Source organism: Streptomyces sp. NPDC002386 (assembly GCF_053593175.1).
This window is the reverse complement of record NZ_JBSFBX010000021.1, coordinates 1-21,790: the sequence shown is the minus strand read 5'-3', so window position 1 is coordinate 21,790 and position 21,790 is coordinate 1. Positions and strand designations below refer to the sequence as shown.

The 21,790-nt window shown below is 71.1% G+C and carries 18 protein-coding genes; 14 read left to right on the top strand and 4 right to left on the bottom strand.

The annotated features are described in order from the left end of the window. The first annotated feature begins 218 nt into the window (after positions 1-218). A complete protein-coding gene (uvrA, locus tag ACWCPN_RS31915; protein ID WP_451213342.1) occupies positions 219-2,687 on the top strand; it encodes an excinuclease ABC subunit UvrA in 2,469 nt (822 codons plus the stop codon). A gap of 75 nt (positions 2,688-2,762) precedes the next feature. On the opposite strand, the gene ACWCPN_RS31910 is transcribed toward uvrA, so the two are convergent. The 3 genes from ACWCPN_RS31910 to ACWCPN_RS31900 form a co-directional block, all read right to left on the bottom strand. Then, a complete protein-coding gene (locus ACWCPN_RS31910) occupies positions 2,763-3,212 on the bottom strand; it encodes a DUF1931 family protein (protein WP_451213339.1) in 450 nt (149 codons plus the stop codon). 509 nt (positions 3,213-3,721) lie between these two features. Continuing rightward, the gene (locus tag ACWCPN_RS31905; RefSeq protein WP_451213336.1) at positions 3,722-4,567 is read right to left on the bottom strand and encodes an aldo/keto reductase; all 846 of its coding nucleotides are present in this window, start codon (positions 4,565-4,567) and stop codon (positions 3,722-3,724) included. A gap of 96 nt (positions 4,568-4,663) precedes the next feature. Next, positions 4,664-6,073, bottom strand: a complete 1,410-nt coding sequence (locus ACWCPN_RS31900; protein ID WP_451213333.1) for an MFS transporter — start codon at positions 6,071-6,073, stop codon at positions 4,664-4,666. Positions 6,074-6,118: 45 nt separating this feature from the next. On the opposite strand from ACWCPN_RS31900, the gene ACWCPN_RS31895 reads away from it, so the two are divergent. Continuing rightward, positions 6,119-7,009, top strand: a complete 891-nt coding sequence (locus tag ACWCPN_RS31895; protein ID WP_365128982.1) for a LysR family transcriptional regulator — start codon at positions 6,119-6,121, stop codon at positions 7,007-7,009. Between the two features lie 84 nt (positions 7,010-7,093). On the opposite strand, the gene ACWCPN_RS31890 is transcribed toward ACWCPN_RS31895, so the two are convergent. Beyond that, positions 7,094-8,875, bottom strand: coding sequence for a PucR family transcriptional regulator (locus ACWCPN_RS31890; protein WP_451213329.1), 1,782 nt, complete (start codon positions 8,873-8,875; stop codon positions 7,094-7,096). A 295-nt stretch (positions 8,876-9,170) separates the two neighbouring features. On the opposite strand from ACWCPN_RS31890, the gene dnaK reads away from it, so the two are divergent. The 12 genes from dnaK (at position 9,171) to ACWCPN_RS31830 (ending at position 21,124) form a co-directional block, all read left to right on the top strand. After that, positions 9,171-11,072 (top strand): molecular chaperone DnaK, encoded by a 1,902-nt coding sequence (gene dnaK, locus ACWCPN_RS31885; RefSeq protein WP_451213326.1) that lies wholly within the window; start codon positions 9,171-9,173, stop codon positions 11,070-11,072. Positions 11,073-11,080: 8 nt separating this feature from the next. Then, a complete protein-coding gene (locus ACWCPN_RS31880) occupies positions 11,081-11,689 on the top strand; it encodes a nucleotide exchange factor GrpE (protein WP_199212912.1) in 609 nt (202 codons plus the stop codon). Between the two features lie 6 nt (positions 11,690-11,695). Then, entirely contained in the window at positions 11,696-12,649 is a 954-nt protein-coding gene (locus ACWCPN_RS31875) for a DnaJ C-terminal domain-containing protein (RefSeq protein ID WP_451213323.1), read from the top strand. Beyond that, positions 12,646-13,053 (top strand): chaperone modulator CbpM, encoded by a 408-nt coding sequence (locus ACWCPN_RS31870; protein ID WP_451213320.1) that lies wholly within the window; start codon positions 12,646-12,648, stop codon positions 13,051-13,053. Before ACWCPN_RS31875 ends, ACWCPN_RS31870 begins: the two co-directional genes overlap by 4 nt. Continuing rightward, positions 13,044-15,683 (top strand): ATP-dependent chaperone ClpB, encoded by a 2,640-nt coding sequence (gene clpB, locus ACWCPN_RS31865; protein WP_451213317.1) that lies wholly within the window; start codon positions 13,044-13,046, stop codon positions 15,681-15,683. The genes ACWCPN_RS31870 and clpB overlap by 10 nt, the downstream gene beginning before the upstream one ends. After that, positions 15,680-16,126 (top strand): thioredoxin, encoded by a 447-nt coding sequence (trxA, locus tag ACWCPN_RS31860; protein ID WP_451213314.1) that lies wholly within the window; start codon positions 15,680-15,682, stop codon positions 16,124-16,126. The genes clpB and trxA overlap by 4 nt, the downstream gene beginning before the upstream one ends. A 5-nt stretch (positions 16,127-16,131) precedes the next feature. After that, positions 16,132-16,395 carry a UBP-type zinc finger domain-containing protein gene (locus ACWCPN_RS31855; RefSeq protein ID WP_365128997.1) on the top strand — a complete coding sequence of 88 codons (264 nt, stop codon included), beginning with the start codon at positions 16,132-16,134 and terminating at the stop codon, positions 16,393-16,395. Then, positions 16,395-18,209 (top strand): FAD-dependent oxidoreductase, encoded by a 1,815-nt coding sequence (locus tag ACWCPN_RS31850; RefSeq protein ID WP_451213310.1) that lies wholly within the window; start codon positions 16,395-16,397, stop codon positions 18,207-18,209. Before ACWCPN_RS31855 ends, ACWCPN_RS31850 begins: the two co-directional genes overlap by 1 nt. Before the next feature lie 48 nt (positions 18,210-18,257). Continuing rightward, positions 18,258-18,758, top strand: a complete 501-nt coding sequence (locus ACWCPN_RS31845) for an Hsp20/alpha crystallin family protein (protein WP_432136794.1) — start codon at positions 18,258-18,260, stop codon at positions 18,756-18,758. Between the two features lie 878 nt (positions 18,759-19,636). After that, complete coding sequence (gene panD, locus ACWCPN_RS31840) at positions 19,637-20,056, top strand: aspartate 1-decarboxylase (RefSeq protein WP_451213307.1); 420 nt, start codon at positions 19,637-19,639, stop codon at positions 20,054-20,056. Positions 20,057-20,087: 31 nt separating this feature from the next. Beyond that, a complete protein-coding gene (locus ACWCPN_RS31835) occupies positions 20,088-20,435 on the top strand; it encodes a GNAT family N-acetyltransferase (protein WP_451213304.1) in 348 nt (115 codons plus the stop codon). 38 nt (positions 20,436-20,473) lie between these two features. Continuing rightward, positions 20,474-21,124 (top strand): aspartate/glutamate racemase family protein, encoded by a 651-nt coding sequence (locus ACWCPN_RS31830; RefSeq protein ID WP_451213301.1) that lies wholly within the window; start codon positions 20,474-20,476, stop codon positions 21,122-21,124. The last annotated feature ends 666 nt before the right edge of the window (positions 21,125-21,790 follow it).

Here is a 21,790-nt window from a genome sequence, read left to right as displayed (position 1 = left end):
CGCCAACCCGGTCGGCACCACACGCCCTGCCACCGGGCACCCCGCTTCGAGGTCCGGCAGGGGAGCAACGGCTCGATCCACGCCCACGGCGCGTCGGTCGACGGCGCGCCCGGACCAGCGATCCGATGATTCGAATTTCTTTCCGAATGCTCGTGTGAGCGGGGTCCGGTGACGGCGCCGGTCGCGCGGTTCCCGGCGTGATCAGGTAATCAGGAACGGTGAACAAGGACGCGACCGACCTCTTCGTGCATGTCCGGGGCGCCGGTGAGAACAACCTGCGGAACATCGATGTCGATGTTCCGCGGGACGCGATGGTCGCTTTCACCGGCGTCTCCGGGTCGGGCAAGTCCTCGCTCGCGTTCGGCACGCTTTACGCGGAGGCCCAGCGGCGCTACTTCGAGTCCGTGGCACCGTACGCCCGAAGGCTGTTGCAGCAGGTCGGCGCACCGCACGTGCAGGAGATCACCGGACTGCCACCTGCCGTGGCCCTGCAGCAGCGACGCGGGTCGCCCAGCTCACGCTCCACGGTCGGCACCATCACCACGCTGTCCAATCTGCTGCGCATCCTGTACTCCCGCGCCGGCACCTACCCGCGCGGGGCCGCACGGCTGGACGCCGAGTCGTTCTCACCCAACACCGCGGCCGGCGCCTGCCCGGAGTGCCACGGCCTGGGCGTCGTGCACGACGTCGCCGAGGACCTGCTCGTCCCGGATCCGTCGCTGAGCATCCGCGAGGGGGCGATCGCCGCCTGGCCGGGCGCTTGGCAGGGCGCCAACCTGCGCAGCGTCGTGAACGGCCTGGGGATCGACATCGACCGGCCGTGGCGCCGGCTCAGGAGGAAGGACCGCGACTGGCTGCTGTACACGGACGAGCAGCCCTCCGTGTACATCGAGCCGGAGGAGGACCGCGTCGACTACGGCTACCAGGGCAAGTTCTGGAGCGCCCGCGCGCACGTCATGCATGTCCTCGCCGACTCCAAGAGCGAGAAGATGCGCGAACGGGCGCTCCGGTTCGTCAGGAGTGTGCCCTGCCCCGCGTGTCACGGCAGCGGACTGCGGCCCGAGGCGCTCGCCGTGACCTTCGCCGGTCGTTCCATCGCCGACATCAACGCGATGCCGCTCACCGAGGTCGTGACGCTGCTGCGGCCCGTCGCGAAGCGGTCCAGGGCCGACGCCACCACGTCTACCGCCCGATCCGGGGAGACGACCGAGGTCGCGGTCCGGATCTGCGGCGACCTGGCCGCGCGGGTCGACGTGCTGCTCGACCTGGGCCTCGGGTATCTCAGCCTCGGGCGCCGCTCGACGACCCTGTCGCCCGGCGAGGCCCAGCGCCTGCGGATCGCCACCCAACTGCGCTCGGGGCTGTTCGGCGTCGTCTACGTCCTCGACGAACCCTCCGCGGGCCTGCACCCGGCTGACGCGGAACCGCTGCTGAAGGTGCTGGACCGCCTCAAGGCGGCGGGCAACTCGCTGTTCGTCGTGGAGCACGACATGGACGTCGTACGGCGGGCGGACTGGGTGGTCGACATCGGCCCCGGTGCGGGCGAGGGCGGCGGCCGCGTGCTGTACAGCGGCCCGGTCGCCGGTCTCGAGTGGGTCGGGGAGTCGGCCACGAGCCAGTACCTGTTCGGGCGCGCCCAGCCGCTCGATCACCACCCGCGCACACCGCACGGCTGGCTGCACCTGCGCGGCGTCTCCCGCCACAATCTGCACGACGTGTCCGTCGACGTACCGCTCTGCGTACTGACGGCGGTGACGGGCGTGTCCGGTTCCGGGAAGTCGACGCTGGTGACGCAGGTGCTCGCCGAGGTCGTCCGCGGCCACCTCGGACTCATACCCGAGGAACCCGACGAGGCGCAGCTGGAGGTCGACGTCCAGGACGCGGCGGGGGTCGAGTCGTTCGACCGGCTGGTCCGGGTCGACCAACGGCCCATCGGCCGAACGCCCCGGTCAAACCTGGCCACGTACACCGGGATGTTCGACGCGGTGCGCAAGCTGTACGCGGCGACGGACGAAGCCAGGGCGCGCGGCTACTCGGCCGGGCGGTTCTCCTTCAACGTGCCCGAAGGGCGGTGCGAGACCTGCCAGGGCGAAGGATTCGTCGCGGTGGAACTGCTGTTCCTGCCCGGCACCTACGCGCCGTGCCCGACCTGCGAAGGCGCCCGGTACAACGCCGAGACACTGGAAGTCACCTACCGCGGCAAGAACATCGCGGACGTACTGGCGCTGTCCGTCGACGCCGCCGCCGAGTTCCTGTCTGCCGTCCCGGCCGCCTCCCGCAGCCTGGAGACACTGCGCGAGGTGGGTCTGGGGTATCTGCGGCTGGGCCAGCCCGCGACGGAACTCAGCGGCGGTGAGGCACAACGCATCAAACTGGCCACCGAACTGCAGCGAGCCCGGCGCGGGCACGCGCTCTACCTGCTCGACGAGCCGACGGCGGGGCTGCACCCCTCGGACATCGCGCTGCTGCTGCGACAGCTGCACCGGCTCGTCGACGCCGGCAACACGGTCGTCCTCGTCGAGCACGACCTGGACACGATCGCCACCGCCGACTGGGTCATCGACCTCGGTCCGGGCGGCGGCGACGCGGGCGGGCGGGTGGTCGCGGCGGGCCCGCCGGCCAAGGTGGCGAGGGCCCGCCGCAGCGCCACCGCGCCCTATCTGGCGGCACGGCTGGCGCGCTCCTGACGACGGCGACGAACCGGGGCGGCTCGGCCGTGCCGGCCTGAGACGAGTCGGGCGACATGCACCGGGGTGCGACCGCTACAGCAGCCTGTCGAACACCGCGGTCACGCCCTCCCAGTGACTGGTCTGCGGGTTCTTGACATCCGGATACATGATTCCGAACGTCTCGGCGAGAGCGATGCTGAGACCGCCGATGATCTCGGGGTAACGGTCTTCGGCCTCCTGAGTGGGTGTCCTGTCGAGGGGAGGGTGTGCGGCGAGCTGTTCCAGGATCGGCTTCAGCTCGACTTCCTCGTCGAGCCGCCGGAACCGGTGGATGCTCTCCTGGAGGCCCTTGGTGATCGGTAGATCCCACGGCTCGACGGTATCCCTGCCGTTGGCCCTGGCCGAAGCCTGACCGACGACCAGGAGGTCGTAGAGCTTGGCGTCGACGAAGTCGCCGTATCGCTTCAGGTCGTTCCTGTCCACGTCGAGGCTTGCGGCGGCCCGGAAGAACCTCTCGAACTTCGACACACCCATCACGGTCATGTCTCTCGCCTCCTCACCGGGAACGGACGGCGCCGTTCGCTCCCGCCCGCGCCGCCATCGGCTGTTACCCGGTCGAGAGTCGCAGGGCCCCATGCTGAGCGCCTCCGCACTCCAGGCCGAAACAAGGCGCCCCCTCTTCCCCTGGCGGAGCAGCATGAAGTGCGCAGACATCCCTCGGCCAGCCCTACGGCAGTCCGTCCGCAGGAGGCTGCACGGCGTCGCGATGCCTCGTATGAGAACTGCTGACCGGACGGCACAACCACTTCGGGCAGCGAGACTGTAGCCGGGCACCCGGCCGAGGCCGGCGCAGGACCGGGCTCGGTGCGGGGGCCGGGCTGAGAGTAGGCAGCGACAGCCGTCCCTCTGCGGAGTCGGGGTGTCCCGTGAGACACCGGCGACCGAGCTGCCCCTCTGGCCGTCCAGCCATGAGGTGTTTCCGGCGAAGCGATCTACGCGAACCGGCGGTGCCCCGTGGACATGAGCGTGCGGAGTGGCGCCGGTCAACTCCTTCAGAGCATCTCCAGGGGCGTGGGACCGCTGGGCGGTGGGAACGCCTCGTCGAGAGCGTCGAGCACCTCGGTGGGAAGGCGGAGGTCCACCGCGCCGCGGTTCTCCCGAACGTGGTCGGGTGATCCGGAACGCGGGATCGCGGCCACCCCCTGCTGCAGCACCCAGGCGAGTGCCGCCTGGGCCGGTGTGGCTCCGAGGGCCCGGGCCACGGCACCCAGAGCGTCGCCCTTCAGCAGTCGCCCCTGCTCGATCGGGGAGTAGGCCATGACCGTCACTCCGGCCTCACGGCACCAGGGGAGCGGATCCCACTCGATGCCGCGCCGGGAGAGGTTGTACAGCACCTGGTCGACGGCCAGGGCGTCGCCGCCGGGGAGGGTGGTCAGCTCGACCAGGTCGGCGACGTCCAGATTGCTCACGCCCCAGTAGCGGATCTTCCCCGCCTCCACCAGGTCGGTGAATCCCGCAAGGGTCTCCTCAAGCGGCCACCGTCCCCGCCAGTGCAGCAGGTAGAGGTCCAGTCGTTCCGCACGGAGCCGCCGCAGGCTGCCCTCGCAGGCGGCGACGGTGCCCTTCCGGTCGGCGTGGCCGGGCAGCACCTTGCTGACGAGGAAGACCTCTTCCCGGCGTCCCCCGAGGGCCTCTCCCACGAGTTCCTCGGCCGCGCCGTCGCCGTACATCTCCGCCGTGTCGACGACGGTCATGCCCAGGTCCACACCCAGCCGCAGCGCGGCGATCTCCTGTTCACGCCGGGCCGGGTCCTCGCCCAGGTACCAGGTGCCCTGTCCGAGCGCCGCGATCTCCTCACCGGAGGGGAGCGCGATCCTTCTGGCCGATTCCGCACACATCTCGGGCCTCCCGTCCGGCGCGCATCCGCGTCACGCGCACCGGGTGCCCGGGTCCGCGTCTCCCAGACAGCAGGTGTCGTATGCGCCGCAGGGAGGTCAGGAGGGGCGAGCGGACTGCACCGGGAGTTCGCCGGGACCGGGTGCGCGATCCCGCAACGCGACGACCACCGACGCAACGGCGCCACAGGAGAGGACCGCCGCGAAACCGATCATCGCGGTCTGCACGGCGAAGTGCCGCAGGGCGATGCTGAACAGGACGGAGGGCAGGCCCATTCCCAGGTACGCGACGACGAAGAACACGGCGAGGACCCCCGCGCGTGAGGCGGGCTCGGCCACCGAACCGGCACGTTCGACGCCTCCCTTGAACAGCAGCCCGGAGCCGGCTCCCGACAGGGACACGGCGACCAGGTAGAGCCAGAGCACCGGGTGGTAGAGGGCGACAGCGCACAGGACCAGGCCGACCGGGAATACCACTGCCCCCACGGTCAGGACCCGGGGCAGTGGGAGGCGGCCCAGCACCAGCTGGGCGGCCGCCGCGGAACCGAACATGAGGAAGGCGGCCAGGCCGACCACGAGGTGCGAGTCGGTGTGCAGGGTGCCGTGGAGCACGCTCGCCCCGAGGGAGGAGATCAGGCCGAGAATCGCGAAGGCGAAGGCGCCCAGCGCGCCGGCCGCGCCGAACGCCCGCCGGCCGCCGGGGCGCAGGACGAACCTGCTGGGCGGCTGGGCCGCGGGCAACTCCAGGTCCACGGTCTCCGGGGTGCACAGCACCAGCGCCAGACACACCGCCATGGCGAGCGTGAAGATCGCCTGGGTGGTGATCAGGGGCGTGGGAAGCCACTCGGCGGCGGCTCCGGCGACCAGGGGCCCCGAGGCCAGGCCGCCGAGGTTGGCGGCGGTGGCCACGATGCCGGGCAGCGCCGAACCCGTTCGGTCTGGACGGGCCTCGTGGTGGAGGTCGTGCAGGTACGTCGTCGCGGTCGAGGCCATCAGCCCGAGTCCAGCACCGTTCAGGATCCTGCCCGCGATCAGCCCCGGCAGGTCCCGCCACACGATCAGGACGACCGACGCGACGATGCCGACCAGCAGCGCCGGGACGATGATGCGCCGCCGGCCGAGCCGGTCCGACAGGTGTCCCAGCCCTAGAAAGGCGGCCGCTGCGCCCACGACCATCGAGGCGTACGCCACCGTGACCGTGGTCGCGCCGAAGTGGTCCCGGGCCTCGTACAGCGGCCACAGCGGAGTCGGCGCGGTACCGAAGGCCATCAGCACGGTGAAGGCCACCGCCACGATCCAGAAGCCGGTCGCGTGCGAGGCACGGCGCCGGGCGGGGGCGCGGGGCGGCAGCTCGGCGGGAGCGGGTGCTGGGATCCGGTGGCTCGGGTCGCCGGGAACCTCGGTTGCGGGACGGCTCAGCGGCGTCGGAACGGCAGGCAGGGGTACCCCTCCTCGGGTGGAAATGGGATGGCGCTTTCCATCCTCCTCACCAGCCAGGATCAGTGCCAACGAATGTTTTTGCTGGATGCGAGCAATTCAAGTGATACTTCTCGGGTGGAGCTACGTCAGCTGGAGCACTTCATCGCGGTCGCCGAGGAGTTGAGTTTCACGCGTGCCGCCCGCCGGCTGCACGTGGTGCAGTCCGGGGTCTCCGCCGCGATCCGCTCTCTGGAGCGCGAGCTCGGCTGCGCGCTGTTCGAGCGCACTTCGCAGCAGGTCCGGCTCACCGGGGCGGGCGCCGCGTTGCTGCCGGAGGCCCGGGCCACCATGAACGCCGCCCAGGCCGCCCAGGACGCCGTGCGCGCCGCACAGGACACGCTGCGCGGCACGGTGAACGTGGGCGCCATGGCCTCGGTCGAGGTGGTGGACCTGCCTGCGCTCCTCGGGCAGCTGCACGCGCGGCACCCGGCGATCGACGTCCGGCTGCGGCTGGCGACGGCCGGCTCGGCGGGACTGGCGCACGCGCTGCTCAGCGGGGACCTGGACGTGGCCTTCCTGTCGCTGCCCGAACGCAAGCCCGCCGGGATCGACGCACGGGAGCTGGCCACCGTGCCGCTCGTCCTGGTGGTGAGCACCGCCCATCCGCTCGCGCAGCGGGGGAGCGTAGCTCTTGCGGACCTCGCGGGGGAGCCCTTCGTGGACTTCCCGCCGGGCTACGGCAACCGCGAGGTGGTCGACCGGGCGTTCGCGGCGGAGGGTGTCGTACGCCGGGTGGCACTGGAAGTGCCCGACATCGACATGGGGGCGGCTCTGGTCCGGCACGGTCTGGGTATCGCCTTTCTGCCCGCCTTCGCCGTTGCCCGCACCCCCGGCCTGCACGTCCTGGACGTCCTGGACGTCACGCTCCGCTGGAGCATGCATCTCGGCACGTCGTCGACCCGGCGGCCCAGCTCGGCTCTGCGGGCGCTGCTCGAGCTCGTCGACCTGCACGTCATCGCCCTGTGACGCCCGGGCCGGGGCACGGACCTCACCCGTCGGTGATGTCCGGCTCCCACGTTCGCCTTGCCTCCAGGAGTCCCCAGTGAGGCATCAGCCCGGTCCGCCCAGCACGATCTTCCACACTCGCGTCGCCACCTGGAGGTTCAGACGGTCCTCGACGTTCGCGAGGTCCTGGCCGCTGATGTCGCGGATGCGTTGGAGCCGATAGCGCAGCGTGCTGCGGTGGATCGCGAGGGAGTCGGCGGTCTCGTCGTAGTTGCCGCCGCAGTCGAAATACCGGGACAGGGTCTCCACCATGGCGGCGTGGTGCCGGGAATCGTAGTCGATGAGTTGCCCGAGCCACTCGTGGACGAACGTCTCCAGTTCCTGGTAATCGTTGCCGGGTCCCAGGATGCGGTAGAGGCCGAGCTCGTCGAAGAACGTCGTGCCGTAGCGCTCGCGGGAGTGGCGGCGCACGTCCAGGGCCCGCTGCGCCTCCTGGTAGTGGTGGGGGATGTCGGTCGGCGAGTCGGATGGCGCGCTCACCCCGATCGTCCCGGACCTTGTTCCGGTCTCCCGGGCGAGCGCCTCGTACAGCGCGCGGGCGTGCGGCCTGTCGTCGGCGACCAGGACGACGTGGTCGGAGCGTCGGGTCAGCAGCGAGCGCATGCCCACGGCAGAGGCGGCCCGCCCCACGGCCTGTGCGAAGGAATCGTCGGCGGTCCGGTTCGACCACTGGACCACGACGACGTAGTGGCTGCGGTGCAGGTCGTGTCCGACTGCCTCGGACCGTGCGTAGGCGCTCGCCTCGTCCGTCCCCGCCAGGAGGTCGTCGACCAGCCCACGATGCAGTCTCAGCTCCACTTCGGCCAGATTGCGAAGGTGCGTCATTTCCAGCGCGAGCGACGCGGCGGCGTTTTCCAGCGCGAGCACGGTGTGCTCGTCGGCTTCGTCCCGGGCATCGACCAGGGCCAGCACGCCCAGGATCTCGCCGTGCGGGCGGATCAAAGTGATCAGCCGGTCCTTCATCCGCACCGGCCCGGCCCGACGGGCGACGGCGTGCAGCATCTCGTCCCGGCGCACGGGGTCCGGTTCGGGATAGGGGAAGGGGCGGCCGGGACCGGTCCAGGACCGCAGCCGGCCGAAGCGGTCCTCGACCAGCGCGGGAAGTCCCGTGAGCCCGTGCAGTGCGCGGGTGACAGCTTCCTCGCCGCCACCCGAGGCGGCGACGTCGGCCATGAGAGCGTGAACGGCTCGCTCGTAGCCCAGCTCGGCCACCACAGAGACCAGCTTCCGCTGGAGGGCTGTGCGTTCCTCCCGCAGCCGGTGCACCTCCAGCGCCTCCTCGCGTCGGCGGCGGTGTGCGAAGGCGACTGACAGTGCAGCAGCGGTGTGCTGGACGAGCAGGGCGAGCAGGGATCGCTCGGCCTGGGTGGGCCGGGAGCGGGACGTGACCACGAGGTAGCCGAGGAGTCTCCCATCAGGTCCGCGTAGCCCCAGGGCCCGGCCCCAGGGCATGCCGGCTACGGTCACGCTGCCGTCCTGCCCGGCCAGCTCCCGCATCTTCCGGCCCACGGTCAAGGCATGCGGCTGCCTGTTCCTCGGGCTGGGAACCAGGCCGTCGTTCGACCTGAGGTATCCGGCCTCGGCGCGGTACGGCCCCGCGGCGGCTATGTGATCCATGGCCAGTCGCAGGATCTCGTCCTCGTCCGGGGTGTCGAACAGGGCGCGGGAGAGCGCCACTAGGCCGCGGGGGTGATGGGCGGCTGGGTGCGAGCGGGTCGGCGGGTTCCCTGCGCGCGGCCGTGGGGTGCCCTGGGCGCTGCCCCGCGAAAGGATGCCCGCCCGGTTGAGGCGGCGGTAGTACGAGCCGTGCGTCCGACTGCCGGCCATGGGATCACTCCGACTTCCCGAGCCTTCAGGGATATGCGAGCGGTCGCGTACCCACTCCGGGCCGGCTTATGCGAGATGTCCGGATGCTTTCTCTCGTACTCGTGGGGCGACCGGACCCGTGCATTCCTGACTCGCCAGGCGCAGGCGCGGAGCCACCCGGTTCGTCACCCTGGGGAGTGCTCGAGACCCTCCGTGCGCACCGGTGGGAAACCGCACCTCTACCTGAGTCCCACCTCTACCTGAGCGGACGTGATCCGGAGAGTCGACGCAGGCGCTGCACCGGGAGGAGTTCCTCATGGCCAAGGCAGTGGGCATCGACCTGGGCACCACCAACTCGGTGATCGCCGTGTGGGAGGGCGGCGAGCCGTCCGTCGTGCCCAACAGCGAGGGCAACCGCACGACACCGTCCGTGGTGGCCTTCACCGACGCCGGGGAACGTCTGGTGGGCCAGCTGGCCCGGCGCCAGGCGATCCTCAACCCCAAGGGCACCATCTACTCGGCCAAGCGGTTCATCGGCCGGCACTTCGACGAGATCTCCGACGAGGCCAGGGCGGTGGCGTACGACGTCGTCGAGGGCGACGGCGGGGCGGCCCGCTTCAAGGTGCGCGACAAGCTGTACGCGCCTGAAGAGATCAGCGCACAGGTGCTGCGCAAACTCGCCGACGACGCTTCCAAGCAACTGGGGGAGCGGGTCACGGAGGCGGTCATCACGGTGCCCGCCTACTTCAACGACGCTCAGCGCACCGCCACCAAGGACGCCGGGCGCATCGCCGGACTGGAAGTGCTGCGGATCATCAACGAGCCGACGGCGGCCGCCCTCGCGTACGGCATGGACAAGAAGGAGCACGAGACCGTCCTCGTCTTCGACCTGGGCGGCGGCACCTTCGACGTGAGCATCCTCGACGTCGGCGACGGCGTGGTGGAGGTGCGCTCCACCGCCGGTGACAGCCACCTGGGCGGCGACGACTTCGACCGGCGTCTGGTGGACTACCTGGCGGACGACTTCCAGAAGGAGAACGGCATCGACCTGCGCAAGGACCCGCAGGCGCTGCAGCGACTGTTCGAAGCGGCGGAGAAGGCCAAGACCGAGCTCAGTTCTGTGACGCAGACGCAGGTCAGCCTGCCGTTCATCACCGCTGACGCCTCGGGCCCCAAGCACCTCACCGACTCGATCATGCGGTCCACTTTCGAGCAGATCACCGGCGACCTGGTGGAGCGTTGCCTGGGACCGGTGCAGCAGGCGATGGCCGACGCGAAGGTCGGCGAGAGCGACATCGACGAGGTCATCCTCGTCGGCGGTTCCACCCGCATCCCCGCCGTCCAGACTCTGGTCCGCCGGCTGACCGGCGGCAAGGAACCCAACATGAGCGTCAACCCCGACGAGGTCGTGGCCCTGGGCGCCGCGATCCAGGCCGGGGTGCTCAAGGGCGAGGTCAAGGACGTCCTGCTGCTCGACGTCACACCCTTGTCGCTGGGCGTGGAGACGCGCGGCGGAGTGATGACGAAGATCATCGAGCGCAACACCACCATTCCCGTGCGCCGCAGCGAGACCTTCTCCACCGCCGAGGACAACCAGCCGGCCGTCGATGTGGTGGTCCTCCAGGGCGAGCGCGAGCGGGCCGCCGACAACCGGGTGCTGGGCCGGTTCCAGCTCACCGACATCCGGCAGGCGCCGCGGGGCGAACCACAGGTCGAGGTCACCTTCGACATCGACGCCAACGGCATCCTCAACGTCAAGGCCCGCGACCGGGACACCGGCAAGGAACAGGGCATCACCATCAGCGAGAGCTCCAACCTGGACCGCAGTGAGGTCGAACGCATGGTCCAGGAGGCCGAGCGCAACCGGGGCGAGGACCAGGCACTCCGCGAGTCCGTCGACGCCCGCAACGAACTCGATGCCGTCGCGTACCAGGTCGAGAAGCGCCTCGCCGAACTGGGTGACGCAGCGCCCGCGCACGAGAAGGCACGTGCCGAAATGCTCGTGTCCGACGCCCGGGCGGCGGTCAAGGAAGAGGCGGGCGCGGAGCGCGTGCGGCCTCTGACCTCCGAACTCCAGCAGGTACTCGCCGGGCTGGCGGCCCATCAGGGCGGCGCCACCACGGGCGGCGGTCCCGGCCAGGACGCCGCCACCGGCGGTCCCACGAGTGGCGGTGGCGGTGACGATGATGTCATCGACGCCGAGTTCGACAAGAGCTGAGGCGCGCCATGCCCACCCACCCCCAGGAACCCGACCGGGCCGCGTCGGATCCGGGCGTAGGAGTCCCGGAAGGCGCCGGACCTCCTCTTCGCGAGGATTTGCCCCAACCGGCGCCGCCCCGGCCCCAAGCGGCGAACGGCGAACCGGGACCCGATGCCGCCGGCCCCGCGCCTGCCGAGGACGAGTACACGACCGCGATCCGGGAATTGGAGGACCGCTGGCGGCGCGCACTCGCCGACCTCGACAACCTTCGCAAGCGTCACGCCAGGGAACTGGAGCGCGAACGGGCGGTCGAGCGGTCCCGCACGGCGGCCGCCTTCCTGCCCGTCCTCGACAACCTCGAACTCGCCCTGACCCACGCGGGCGCCGATCCGGGCGCGATCGTGGAGGGTATCCGGGCCGTACGCGACCAGGCGGTGAACGTCCTCGAACTGCTCGGCTACCCGCGGCATGCGGAGACCGGCGTCGCCTTCGACCCGGCCCGGCACGAGGTGGTCGGCGTCGTCCAGGACCCCGACGCCCCACCGGGCACCGTCGTCGAGGTGCTGCGCCCCGGCTACGGGGACGGCGAACGGCAGCTCAGGCCCGCCGCCGTGACGGTCGCGAAGCGGGAGTGACCGGTCATGGCACGGGACTTCTACGAGGTGCTGGGCGTGTCGCGGACGGCGAGCCAGGACGAGATCCAGCAGGCATATCGCAAACTCGCCCGCAGGCACCACCCGGACGTCAACAAGGACCCCGGGGCGGAGGAGCGTTTCAAGGACCTCAACGAGGCATACAGCGTCCTGTCCGATCCCAAGAGCCGGGCCCGCTACGACCGATTCGGCGAGGACTTCCGGAAGATCCCGGAGGACTTCGACGAACGGGTCGCGGCGGGAGCGGGTGGCGGCTTCCGCGGTCGGAGGACCGCAGGCGGGGGCGGGCCTCGTGTCCGGTATGCCACCGGCTTCGGCGACGACTTCGGCGCGGAGGGCATCGACATCGAGGACCTGCTCGGCTCCATGTTCGGAGCCGGCGCCGCCCGAGGCGGCGTCCCCGGAGCGGACCAGGAGGCGGAACTGCCGCTCACCGTCGAGGAGGCGTACCGAGGCGGCCGTCGCACCGTCACACTCGCCGGCCCCACCGGGCAGCCGCGGCGTTACGAGGTCGACGTGCCGCGGGGCGTCACCGACGGGCAGCGCATCCGGCTGGCGGGTGAGGGTGGCCGGGGCAGTGGTGACGCCGCCGCGGGCGACCTGTACCTGCGGGTGCGTATCCAGCCCCACCCCCAGTTCCGGCTGGACGGCCGCGACGTGCACGTCCAGGTCCCGGTCACCCCCTGGGAGGCGGCCCTGGGTGCGACCGTGCCGGTGCCCACGCCCGGCGGCGGCACGGCGAAGGTCACGGTGCCCGCGGGCTCGTCCAGCGGCCGGCGGCTGCGGCTGCGTGGCGAGGGCATGCCGAACCCGAGGGGCGCGAACGGCGACCTGTACGCCGAACTCCGCGTCATGGTGCCTCCCGCCCTCGGCGACCGGGAGCGCGAACTGTTCGAGGAGCTCGCCGCCACTTCCTCGTTCGACCCCAGGAGGACGCGATGAACGACCGACCCGCGGGAGCGGGGGGCATCGGCCGGGCCGGCGTGGGCGGCCGTCCGGTACGAACGGGCGCCGACATCACCGCCTCGACGGCCGTCCGGTACGCGCTCGTCCCCGTCCCCAGGCTCTCTCTGGCCGCCGTGGCCCTTCGCTCGGGCCTCCACCCCGATCTGATCCGCCGGTTCGTCGCCCTCGGCCTGGTCGAGGCCGAACGCGACTCCGCGGGACGACTGGTGTTCGACCCCATGGCCCCTGCGGTTCTCGCCCGTGTCCAGCGACTGCGCACCGGACTCTGCCTCAACTACGCATCCATCGGCCTGGTGCTCGACCTGCTCGACCGCATCAGCCTGCTCGAAGCCGCCCTGCGCGGCCGCGGCACGAGGAGTGAAACACCCCCATGGACATGAACCGTCTCACCCAGAAGTCCCAGGAAGCCCTCCAGGAAGCCCAGAGCGCGGCCGTCGGCATGGGGCAGACCGAGGTCGACGGGGAACACCTGCTGCTCGCGCTTCTCGATCAGGAGGACGGTCTGATCCCACGGTTGCTGCAACAGGCCGGCACCGAGCCGAAGGAACTGCGCGCGGCCGTACGCGAGGAACTCTCCCGCCGCCCGAAGGTCACCGGTCCCGGCGCGGCACCCGGCCAGGTCTTCGTCACCCAGCGCCTGTCCCGCCTGCTCGATGCCGCCGAGCGGGAGGCCAAACGCCTCAAGGACGAGTACGTGTCCGTGGAGCACCTCCTGCTCGCCCTGGCCGAGGAGGGCTCGGCGACCGCCGCCGGCCGCCTGCTCAAGGAGCACGGCGTGACCCGGGATTCGTTCCTGAGCGCGCTCACCCAGGTCCGCGGCAACCAGCGCGTCACCTCCGCCAACCCCGAAGCGGCCTATGAGGCTCTGGAGAAGTACGGCCGCGATCTCGTCCTCGAGGCTCGGTCCGGGCGGCTGGACCCGGTCATCGGCCGTGATGCGGAGATCCGCCGCGTCACCCAGATCCTCAGCCGCAAGACCAAGAACAACCCCGTCCTCATCGGCGATCCCGGCGTCGGCAAGACCGCCATCGTCGAGGGCCTGGCCCAGCGCATCGTCCGCGGCGACGTCCCCGAGGGCCTGCGCGACAAGACGGTGTTCGCCCTCGACATGGGCTCCCTGGTCGCCGGCGCCAAGTACCGCGGCGAGTTCGAGGAACGCCTCAAGGCCGTGCTGTCCGAGGTCAAGGCCGCCCAGGGAGGCATCCTGCTCTTCATCGACGAACTCCACACCGTCGTAGGAGCGGGCGCCGCCGAAGGAGCCATGGACGCGGGCAACATGCTCAAGCCGATGCTCGCCCGCGGCGAACTGCACATGATCGGCGCGACCACCCTCGACGAGTACCGCAAGCACATCGAGAAGGACGCCGCCCTCGAACGCCGCTTCCAGCAGGTCCTGGTCGACGAGCCGAGCGTGGAGGACACCATCTCCATCCTGCGCGGACTGCGCGAACGCCTGGAGGTCTTCCACGGCGTGAAGATCCAGGACACCGCGCTGGTCTCCGCGGCCACCCTCAGCCACCGGTACATCACCGACCGGTTCCTGCCCGACAAGGCCATCGACCTCGTCGACGAGGCGTGCGCCCGGCTGCGTACCGAGATCGACTCGATGCCCGCCGAACTCGACGAGATCACCCGCCGCGTCACCCGCCTGGAGATCGAGGAGGCGGCCCTGTCCAAGGAGACCGACGCCGCCAGCAGGACTCGCCTGGACGAGCTGCGCAGGGAACTGGCCGACCTGCGCGGCGAGGCCGATGCCAAACGCGCCCAGTGGGAGGCGGAACGACAGGCGATCCGCCGCGTGCAGGAACTGCGCCAGGAACTGGAGCAGGTCCGTCACGAGGCGGAGGAGGCCGAGCGCGCCTACGACCTGAACCGGGCCGCCGAACTCCGCTACGGCCGCCTCCAGGACCTGGAGCGCCGACTCGCCGCGGAGGAGGAGCAACTGGCCGCCAAGCAGGGGCAGAACCGGCTGCTGCGCGAGGTCGTCACCGAGGAGGAGATCGCCGAGATCGTCGCCGCCTGGACCGGCATCCCCGTCGCCCGTCTCCAGGAGGGCGAACGCGAGAAGCTGCTGCGCCTCGACGAGATCCTGCGCGAGCGCGTCATCGGCCAGGACGAGGCCGTCAAACTCGTCACCGACGCCATCATCCGCGCCCGCTCCGGCATCCGCGACCCTCGCCGCCCTATCGGCTCGTTCATCTTCCTCGGCCCCACCGGCGTCGGGAAGACAGAGCTGGCGAAGACCCTCGCCCGGACCCTGTTCGACACCGAGGAGAACATGGTCCGCCTCGACATGAGCGAGTACCAGGAGCGGCACACGGTCAGCCGGCTCATGGGCGCACCACCCGGATACGTCGGCTACGAGGAAGGCGGCCAGCTCACCGAAGCCGTACGTCGCAAGCCGTACTCGGTCGTGCTGTTCGACGAGATCGAGAAAGCGCACACCGATGTCTTCAACACCCTGCTGCAGATCCTCGACGACGGCCGCATCACCGATGCGCAGGGCCGTACCGTCGACTTCCGCAACACCGTGATCATCATGACGTCCAACATCGGCTCCGAGCATCTCCTCGACGGCGCCACCGCCGAAGGTGAGATCAAGCCCGACGCCCGCGCCTTGGTGATGGGCGAGCTGCGCGGGCACTTCCGCCCGGAGTTCCTCAACCGCGTCGACGACATCGTGCTGTTCAAGCCGCTCGGTGAGCGGCAGATCGAGCGCATCGTGGAGCTGCAGTTCGACGAGCTGCGCCGCCGGCTCGCCGAACGCCGCATCACCGTCGAACTCACCGATGCTGCACGCGAGGTGATCGCCCACCAGGGTTACGACCCGGTGTACGGGGCCCGGCCGCTGCGGCGTTACATCTCCCACGAGGTCGAGACGATGGTCGGGCGCGCCCTGCTGCGCGGTGACGTCCAGGACGGCGCGACGGTCCGCGTCGACGCCGAACATGGAGAGCTGGTGGTCACCTACGACCGGCCCGAGGACGTGAAGGGAGCGCGGGCGGCATGAGCACGATGCAGGCGACGACCGTCAGTTGTCCCCACTGCGGGCGCACCAACCGGGTGCCCGTGGCCGCTGAGGGCCGCCCCAAGTGCGGCCACTGCAAGCAGCCCCTACCGTGGATGGTGGACGCGGGCGACGACGACTTCGCCGAGGTCGCCGAGCGGGCCGACATCCCCGTCGTGGTCGACCTGTGGGCCACCTGGTGCGGCCCCTGCCGCATGGTCAGCCCCGCACTGGAGAGGGTCGCCACCGATCTCGCCGGCCGAATCAAACTCGTCAAGGTCGACGTCGACAAGAACCCGCGGCTGTCGCAGCGTTTCGAGGTCCAGGCCGTGCCGACACTGCTCGTCCTCGACCGGGGCGAGACGATCGCCCGGCAGGCGGGGGCGGCGCCCGCCCCCGCTCTGCGCCAGTGGGTGGAACAGTCGATCACCGCCCGGAAAGGGTGATCCGGATGACCCTGCACGCAGACCCCCACCTCGCGCTTGTCCGGCCGGTCCAGCCGCTGACCCCGGAAGGGTGTCAGGAGTGTCTGATGCTCGGCTCCCCGTGGGTCCACCTGAGGCTCTGCCTGACCTGCGGGCACGTCGGCTGCTGCGACTCCTCGCCGAACAAGCACGCGCGCAAGCACGCGGCTGCCGTCGCCCATCCGATCGTGCAGTCCTTCCAGCCCGGCGAGGAATGGCGCTGGTGCTTCGTTCACGAGGCGTTCGTCTGATGTCCGGCGACCAGTCGCTGCCGGGCGAAGAACCGGTGCCGGAGGAAGCCGACGAGGCCGCCTTCTGGGAGACCCCGGACATCTACGGCGCGTATCCGCGGCTCACGGAGGACCAGACAGCACGTCTGGCGGAGCATGGGCAACGCCGGAGCATGGCTCCGGACGACGTGCTGATCCGGGAGGGGGAGCGCTGCGAGACGTTCTACGTCGTCCTCAGCGGTTCCGTCGCCGTCGTCGAGGACCACGGCACTCCCGAGGAGCACGTGCTGCGCGTGCACGGCCCCGGTCGCTTCATCGGCGAACTCGGCCTGCTGTACGGACAAGTGGCCTTCTACACCGCTGTCGCCAGGGAGCCCGGCGAGGTCCTCGCTGTCTCCTTGGACCAGTTGCGCCATCTGGTGTCCCAGGACTCCACCATCGGAGACGTCGTGCTGCGCGCCTGTCTGTGCCGTCGCGCGCTGCTCGTCGGACAGGGCGCCGGCTTCCGCATCATCGGCTCGCGCTACTCGCCGGACACCAGACGGCTGCGCGAGTTCGCCGTCCGCAACCGGCTGCCGCACCGCTGGATCGACCTGGAGACCGACGAGGAGGCCGAGGAGTTGCTGCGCCGCTTCGGCGTCGGCCCGGCGGAGACACCACTCGTCATCTGGCGGGACACCACCCTGTTGCGCAACCCCAGCAACGCGGAACTGGCCCGGCTCATCGGCCTGCCGTCACTACCCGCCGGAAACCGTCGCGGCGACATCCTCATCGTAGGCTCCGGACCCGCCGGCCTCGCTGCCGCGGTGTACGCCGCCTCCGAGGGTCTGAGCACCACGGTGGTGGAGGCGATGGCCACCGGCGGCCAGGCCGGCACGTCGTCCCGCATCGAGAATCTGCTCGGGTTCCCATCCGGCATCTCCGGCGCCGAACTCACCGAACGCGCCGTGCTCCAGGCCGACAAGTTCGGCGCCAGGATCAGCCTTCCGCTGGAGGCGACCGGACTCCGTGCCGTAGACGAGGACCACTACGTGGTGGCGTTCGCCGACGGCAGCGAGATCGCCGCCCGCGCCGTCGTCCTGGCCATGGGTGCCCGCTACCGCCGGCTCCAGGTGCCCGGCATCGAACGCCTGGAGGGAACGAGCGTGCACTACTCGGCGACCGTCTACGAGGCCCAGCAGTGCCGCACCGACCCGGTGGCCGTCGTCGGCGGAGGCAACTCGGCGGGCCAGGCGGTGCTGTTCCTCGCCGGGTACGCGCCGAAGGTGCGCCTGCTGGTCCGAGGAGCCAGCCTTGAGGCCAACATGTCCCGCTACCTGGTCGACCAGGTGGAGCGCCATCCGCGGGTGGAGGTCATGCTGCACACCGAGGTCACCGAGGTCATCGGCCAGGAAGTGCTGGAGGAACTCGACGTGGTCGACAACCGCACGGGCGGGCACCGCCGGCTCGCGGTACGGAGCCTGTTCGTCTTCACCGGCGCCGAACCTCACACCGAGTGGCTCGCCGGCATGGTCGCCCTCGACTCCCGCGGCTTCGTCCTCACCGGGCCGGAGGCCCAGGAAGCCTGTGCCTACCCCGAGGTGTGGCACGGCCGCGGGCGCTCGTGCATGACCCTGGAGGCCAGCCTGCCCGGGGTCTTCGCGGTAGGGGACGTCCGCAGCGGCTCGGTGAAGCGGGTGGCCTCCGCGGCCGGTGAGGGCGCGATGGCCATCCATTTCGTGCACCGGCACCTGGGGCACTCGGCCGTACCCGGCACCACGGGCACGTCAGCTGTCGCGGGCCACTCGGACGTCTCGCCACGCATACGTCACAAGGAGTCCGCATGGCTCGCGTGACGAACGGCGGACGATGAAATTGCGAGAAGGAAGAAGGAGGCGATGGCGATGGCCATGCCCGTCCGGCGCCACCGCGGTGGTGGTCTGCAGGAAAGGCCCGTCTGGGCACCTGTCGCTCTCAATCCCCTGGTCGAGTTCGACGAACTGCTCAGCCGGATGAGCGGCCTGCTGGAGTCGACGGTGGGCGCGGCACCCGCGGCCGCGTGGACGCCTCTCGCGGACGTGTCGGAGTCCGAGGAAGCGTTCCACATAGAAATCGAACTCCCCGGTGTGAAGAGCAAGGACATTGACGTGGAGGCCAACGGTCCCGAACTCGTGGTCACCGGAGAGATCAAGGAGCGGGAGCGCAAGGGTGTCCTGCGCCGCAGCACCCGCCGCGTCGGAGCCTTCGAGTACCGTTTGCGGCTGCCCGGGGAACTGGATACCCACAAGATCAGGGCTGAGATGCAGGACGGAGTGCTCAGCATCACCGTCCCCAAGGCCGACGTCGCAAAGCCGCGACACGTCGAGATCAGTGAGACGGGTGAAAGTACCGAGAGCAGCGGCTGAGAGGCGAGCGCCGCGGTTCCGGGCACCCATCCGGGACTGCGGCCGGGCCTGCGAGGCTCGACACCCCTCACGGCGGTGGAGGCGCGCTACGTGGCTCCCACCGTCGGTGGTTCTTCCTGCTGGTCTCGCTGACCTTTTTCGTGGCGTACGCGGGAGCGAACTCGGCCCGTCTGGCGGTGAGCGAGGTCCTGAAAACTGCCGCACCCGCGGCCCGCCGCCGGTAGCAGGAGCGCGTGGAGCCCGCCGTCACCGTCCGGGCACTGGATCGGGCAGCATCCTGTACTCGCCGAGGATGGCCGGCACCGCGGGCACGGCAAGACGTACGTCCGCCATGGCCGGACGACGCCTCGACGACGAGATCGAACAGCCGCCAGGCGCCCGACGAACTGCCGGAGGCGCTGGAGGCCGTGGGGGACCGCAACCCGGCGCAATGCAGCGAGAGCGTCGTGGATCAGTTCCCGCCGGAAGCCACGCCGTCCGAGGATTCGAGTCCCACGCCGTCACCCTGGTGGCGTCGCTCATCCTCGGCAAGGCGGCTTTCGGCCCGTCCGGCCTGGCCATCCCCCTGCTCGCGTCTGCGATATGCGTTGTCACGGCGGGCATCGGCGTCCCGACCGTCACGCCCCACTTTTCATAACTGACGTAGCGTCAAGCAAGTCAGCATCTCATCAGCATCAGTCCCCAGAGGGCCTTCCTGGCAGACGTCTGATCGGCGGGTTCACAGCGGCCTGGCTCGCACGGAAGCCCAGGCAGGGAGCCTGCTCGCGGAGTGAAGCGATGTTCCTCACAAACATCGACTCCGCCGCGTGCCGGTGTAGGGTGGAGAACGCCCTTGACCTGCAGAAAGCTGGCAGGGAGCCGTCCTTTAGGAGTCCAAAGTGCTGCGTACTCTGTTCAAGTCCAAGATCCACCGCGCCACCGTCACCCAGGCCGACCTGCACTACGTGGGATCCGTGACCATCGACGCGGACCTGCTCGACGCCGCCGACCTGCTGCCCGGTGAGCTCGTGCACATCGTGGACATCACCAACGGCGCCCGCCTGGAGACGTACGTCATCGAGGGGGAGCGCGGGTCCGGGGTCGTCGGGATCAACGGGGCGGCCGCCCACCTCGTGCACCCCGGGGATCTGGTGATCATCATCAGCTACGCTCAGGTCACCGACGCCGAGGCGCGGGAGCTGAAGCCGCGGGTGGTGCACGTGGACGGCGACAACCGGATCGTCGAGCTCGGCGCCGACCCGTCCGCGCCGGTGCCCGGCTCGGACCAGCAGCGCAGCCCGCAGGCCGTTCCGGCCTGACCGGGGACGACGACCAGGAGCGTGCGTACCCATGACTGACATCGAGATCCGCGACGACCGGGCGGCGGGCCGGCTGGAGGCCGTCGGTGACGGCGGCGAAGTCGTCGGTCACATCGAGTACTTCGTCCTCGAGGCGCCCGCGCGCGCCCTGGTCCCGGTCCACACCATCGTCGAGCCGGCCCACGAGGGCAAGGGCATCGCCGGCTCCCTGGCCCGCGAGCTGTACGCCGTCGCCGAGCGCGAGGGCGTCCCGGTCGCCCCGCTGTGCCCGTACGTCGTGAAGTGGGCCGAGCGCCACCCCGAGGTCGCCCCGCCGGCCGACCCGGAACTGCTCGCCGCCGCCAAGGACTGGCTGCGGGCCCACCCCGGCCGCTTCTGAGGCGGGCGTACCGGACCACACAGGCTGCGAATTCCACGATGCTCGCGCTCCTGCACACCTCACCCGTGCACGTCCCGGTCTTCGACGCCTTGCGCGACACCGGCCACCCGGGGCTGGAACTGCGTCACTTCGTCGACGAGGAACTGCTGGAGCGGGCCCGGCGGGACGGTCCCGAGGCGGTCGGCGCGGATGTGGGCGAGGTCCTCGGCCGCGCCGTGGGTGCCGGGGCGCGGGCGGTGCTGTGCACCTGCTCCACCATCGGTGGCGTCGCGGAGGCCCGGGCGGCCGCGGCCGGTGTACCGGTGCTGCGGGTCGACCGGCCGATGGCGGCCGCCGCCGTGGCCGCGGGCCCGCGCGTCACCGTCCTCGCCGCCCTGCGCAGCACCCTCGGCCCCACCGCCGACCTCGTCGAGGAGGAGGCGCGCCGGGCCGGCCGGCCCGTCTCCGTCCGCACCGTGCTGGTCGACGGGGCCTGGGACCACTTCACGGCCGGGGCCACCGAGGGTTACGTACGGCGGATCGCGGCCGCCGCGGACGCGGTCACCGGCACCGATGTGATCGTGCTCGCCCAGGCCTCCATGGCCCCGGCCCAGGGAATGGTCTCGACGGCGGTTCCGGTGCTGTCCAGTCCCCGGCCGGGTCTGGCCGCCGGCGCCGCGGCCGTCGCGGCGGCGGTGCGCGAGCGCTGAGCGCGGCTCCGACGGAACCGAGGCCGTTGTCGCGGCGTGGTGTCGGGGCGCTGAGGGCGCTGAGGGCGGTGCGGGCCGGGCAGTGGTTGCCGTGGCGGTGGTGCGTGGCCGGTGGGCGTGGGGTTCCGCCGGGACGGGCAACACTCCGCGCCTCCACTCGGGCGCGTTCCGTGCCGCCCGTCGGGTGAGTGGCCGAGCGGCCCTCGGGTAGGCGGGGGAGTAGTCCAGAGGCGATGACGTACAGCGACCGCCGGAGGCATCCATGACGAGCCCGCACCCCGACCCCGTACCGCCCGGCCCGAGCCCGGGCCCGGGTCCCACCCCGCCGGATCCCTACCCGAGCCCGGTCCCGCCGCCCGCGCCGGGGCCCGAGCCGACTCCGCCGGGCCCGGGGCCCGGCCCCACACCGCCTCCGGCGCCCCCGGCCCCCGGTCCGCCGGAGCCCTCGCCGTCCCCGATCCCCCCGGGCCCCGAGCCGACCCCGAGTCCGGAACCCGGCCCGCCCCTGACGTCCGGGACCTGAAGGCTCCGGGGGACTGGGGGACTCAGGAGCCGACGGAGGCGCGCAGGAGCGCGAAGAGCGCGAAAAACGGGGCGGGGACGGCGGACGCCCGCCCGCGGCCCCGCGCCACCCCCCAGGCGCCCCCGGGCCGCCGGCCCCCAAGG

What these genes read in the sequence shown, in the direction of transcription:
- ACWCPN_RS31845 (WP_432136794.1), top strand. Translation starts at nt 18,258, where the DNA reads ATGGCCATGCCCGTCCGGCGCCACCGCGGTGGTGGTCTGCAGGAAAGG.
- ACWCPN_RS31890 (WP_451213329.1), bottom strand. Translation starts at nt 8,875, where the DNA reads ATGGCCGGCAGTCGGACGCACGGCTCGTACTACCGCCGCCTCAACCGG.
- clpB (WP_451213317.1), top strand. Translation starts at nt 13,044, where the DNA reads ATGGACATGAACCGTCTCACCCAGAAGTCCCAGGAAGCCCTCCAGGAA.
- ACWCPN_RS31850 (WP_451213310.1), top strand. Translation starts at nt 16,395, where the DNA reads ATGTCCGGCGACCAGTCGCTGCCGGGCGAAGAACCGGTGCCGGAGGAA.
- ACWCPN_RS31830 (WP_451213301.1), top strand. Translation starts at nt 20,474, where the DNA reads ATGCTCGCGCTCCTGCACACCTCACCCGTGCACGTCCCGGTCTTCGAC.
- ACWCPN_RS31880 (WP_199212912.1), top strand. Translation starts at nt 11,081, where the DNA reads ATGCCCACCCACCCCCAGGAACCCGACCGGGCCGCGTCGGATCCGGGC.
- ACWCPN_RS31910 (WP_451213339.1), bottom strand. Translation starts at nt 3,212, where the DNA reads ATGACCGTGATGGGTGTGTCGAAGTTCGAGAGGTTCTTCCGGGCCGCC.
- ACWCPN_RS31870 (WP_451213320.1), top strand. Translation starts at nt 12,646, where the DNA reads ATGAACGACCGACCCGCGGGAGCGGGGGGCATCGGCCGGGCCGGCGTG.
- trxA (WP_451213314.1), top strand. Translation starts at nt 15,680, where the DNA reads ATGAGCACGATGCAGGCGACGACCGTCAGTTGTCCCCACTGCGGGCGC.
- ACWCPN_RS31905 (WP_451213336.1), bottom strand. Translation starts at nt 4,567, where the DNA reads ATGTGTGCGGAATCGGCCAGAAGGATCGCGCTCCCCTCCGGTGAGGAG.
- ACWCPN_RS31855 (WP_365128997.1), top strand. Translation starts at nt 16,132, where the DNA reads ATGACCCTGCACGCAGACCCCCACCTCGCGCTTGTCCGGCCGGTCCAG.
- dnaK (WP_451213326.1), top strand. Translation starts at nt 9,171, where the DNA reads ATGGCCAAGGCAGTGGGCATCGACCTGGGCACCACCAACTCGGTGATC.
- ACWCPN_RS31835 (WP_451213304.1), top strand. Translation starts at nt 20,088, where the DNA reads ATGACTGACATCGAGATCCGCGACGACCGGGCGGCGGGCCGGCTGGAG.
- ACWCPN_RS31875 (WP_451213323.1), top strand. Translation starts at nt 11,696, where the DNA reads ATGGCACGGGACTTCTACGAGGTGCTGGGCGTGTCGCGGACGGCGAGC.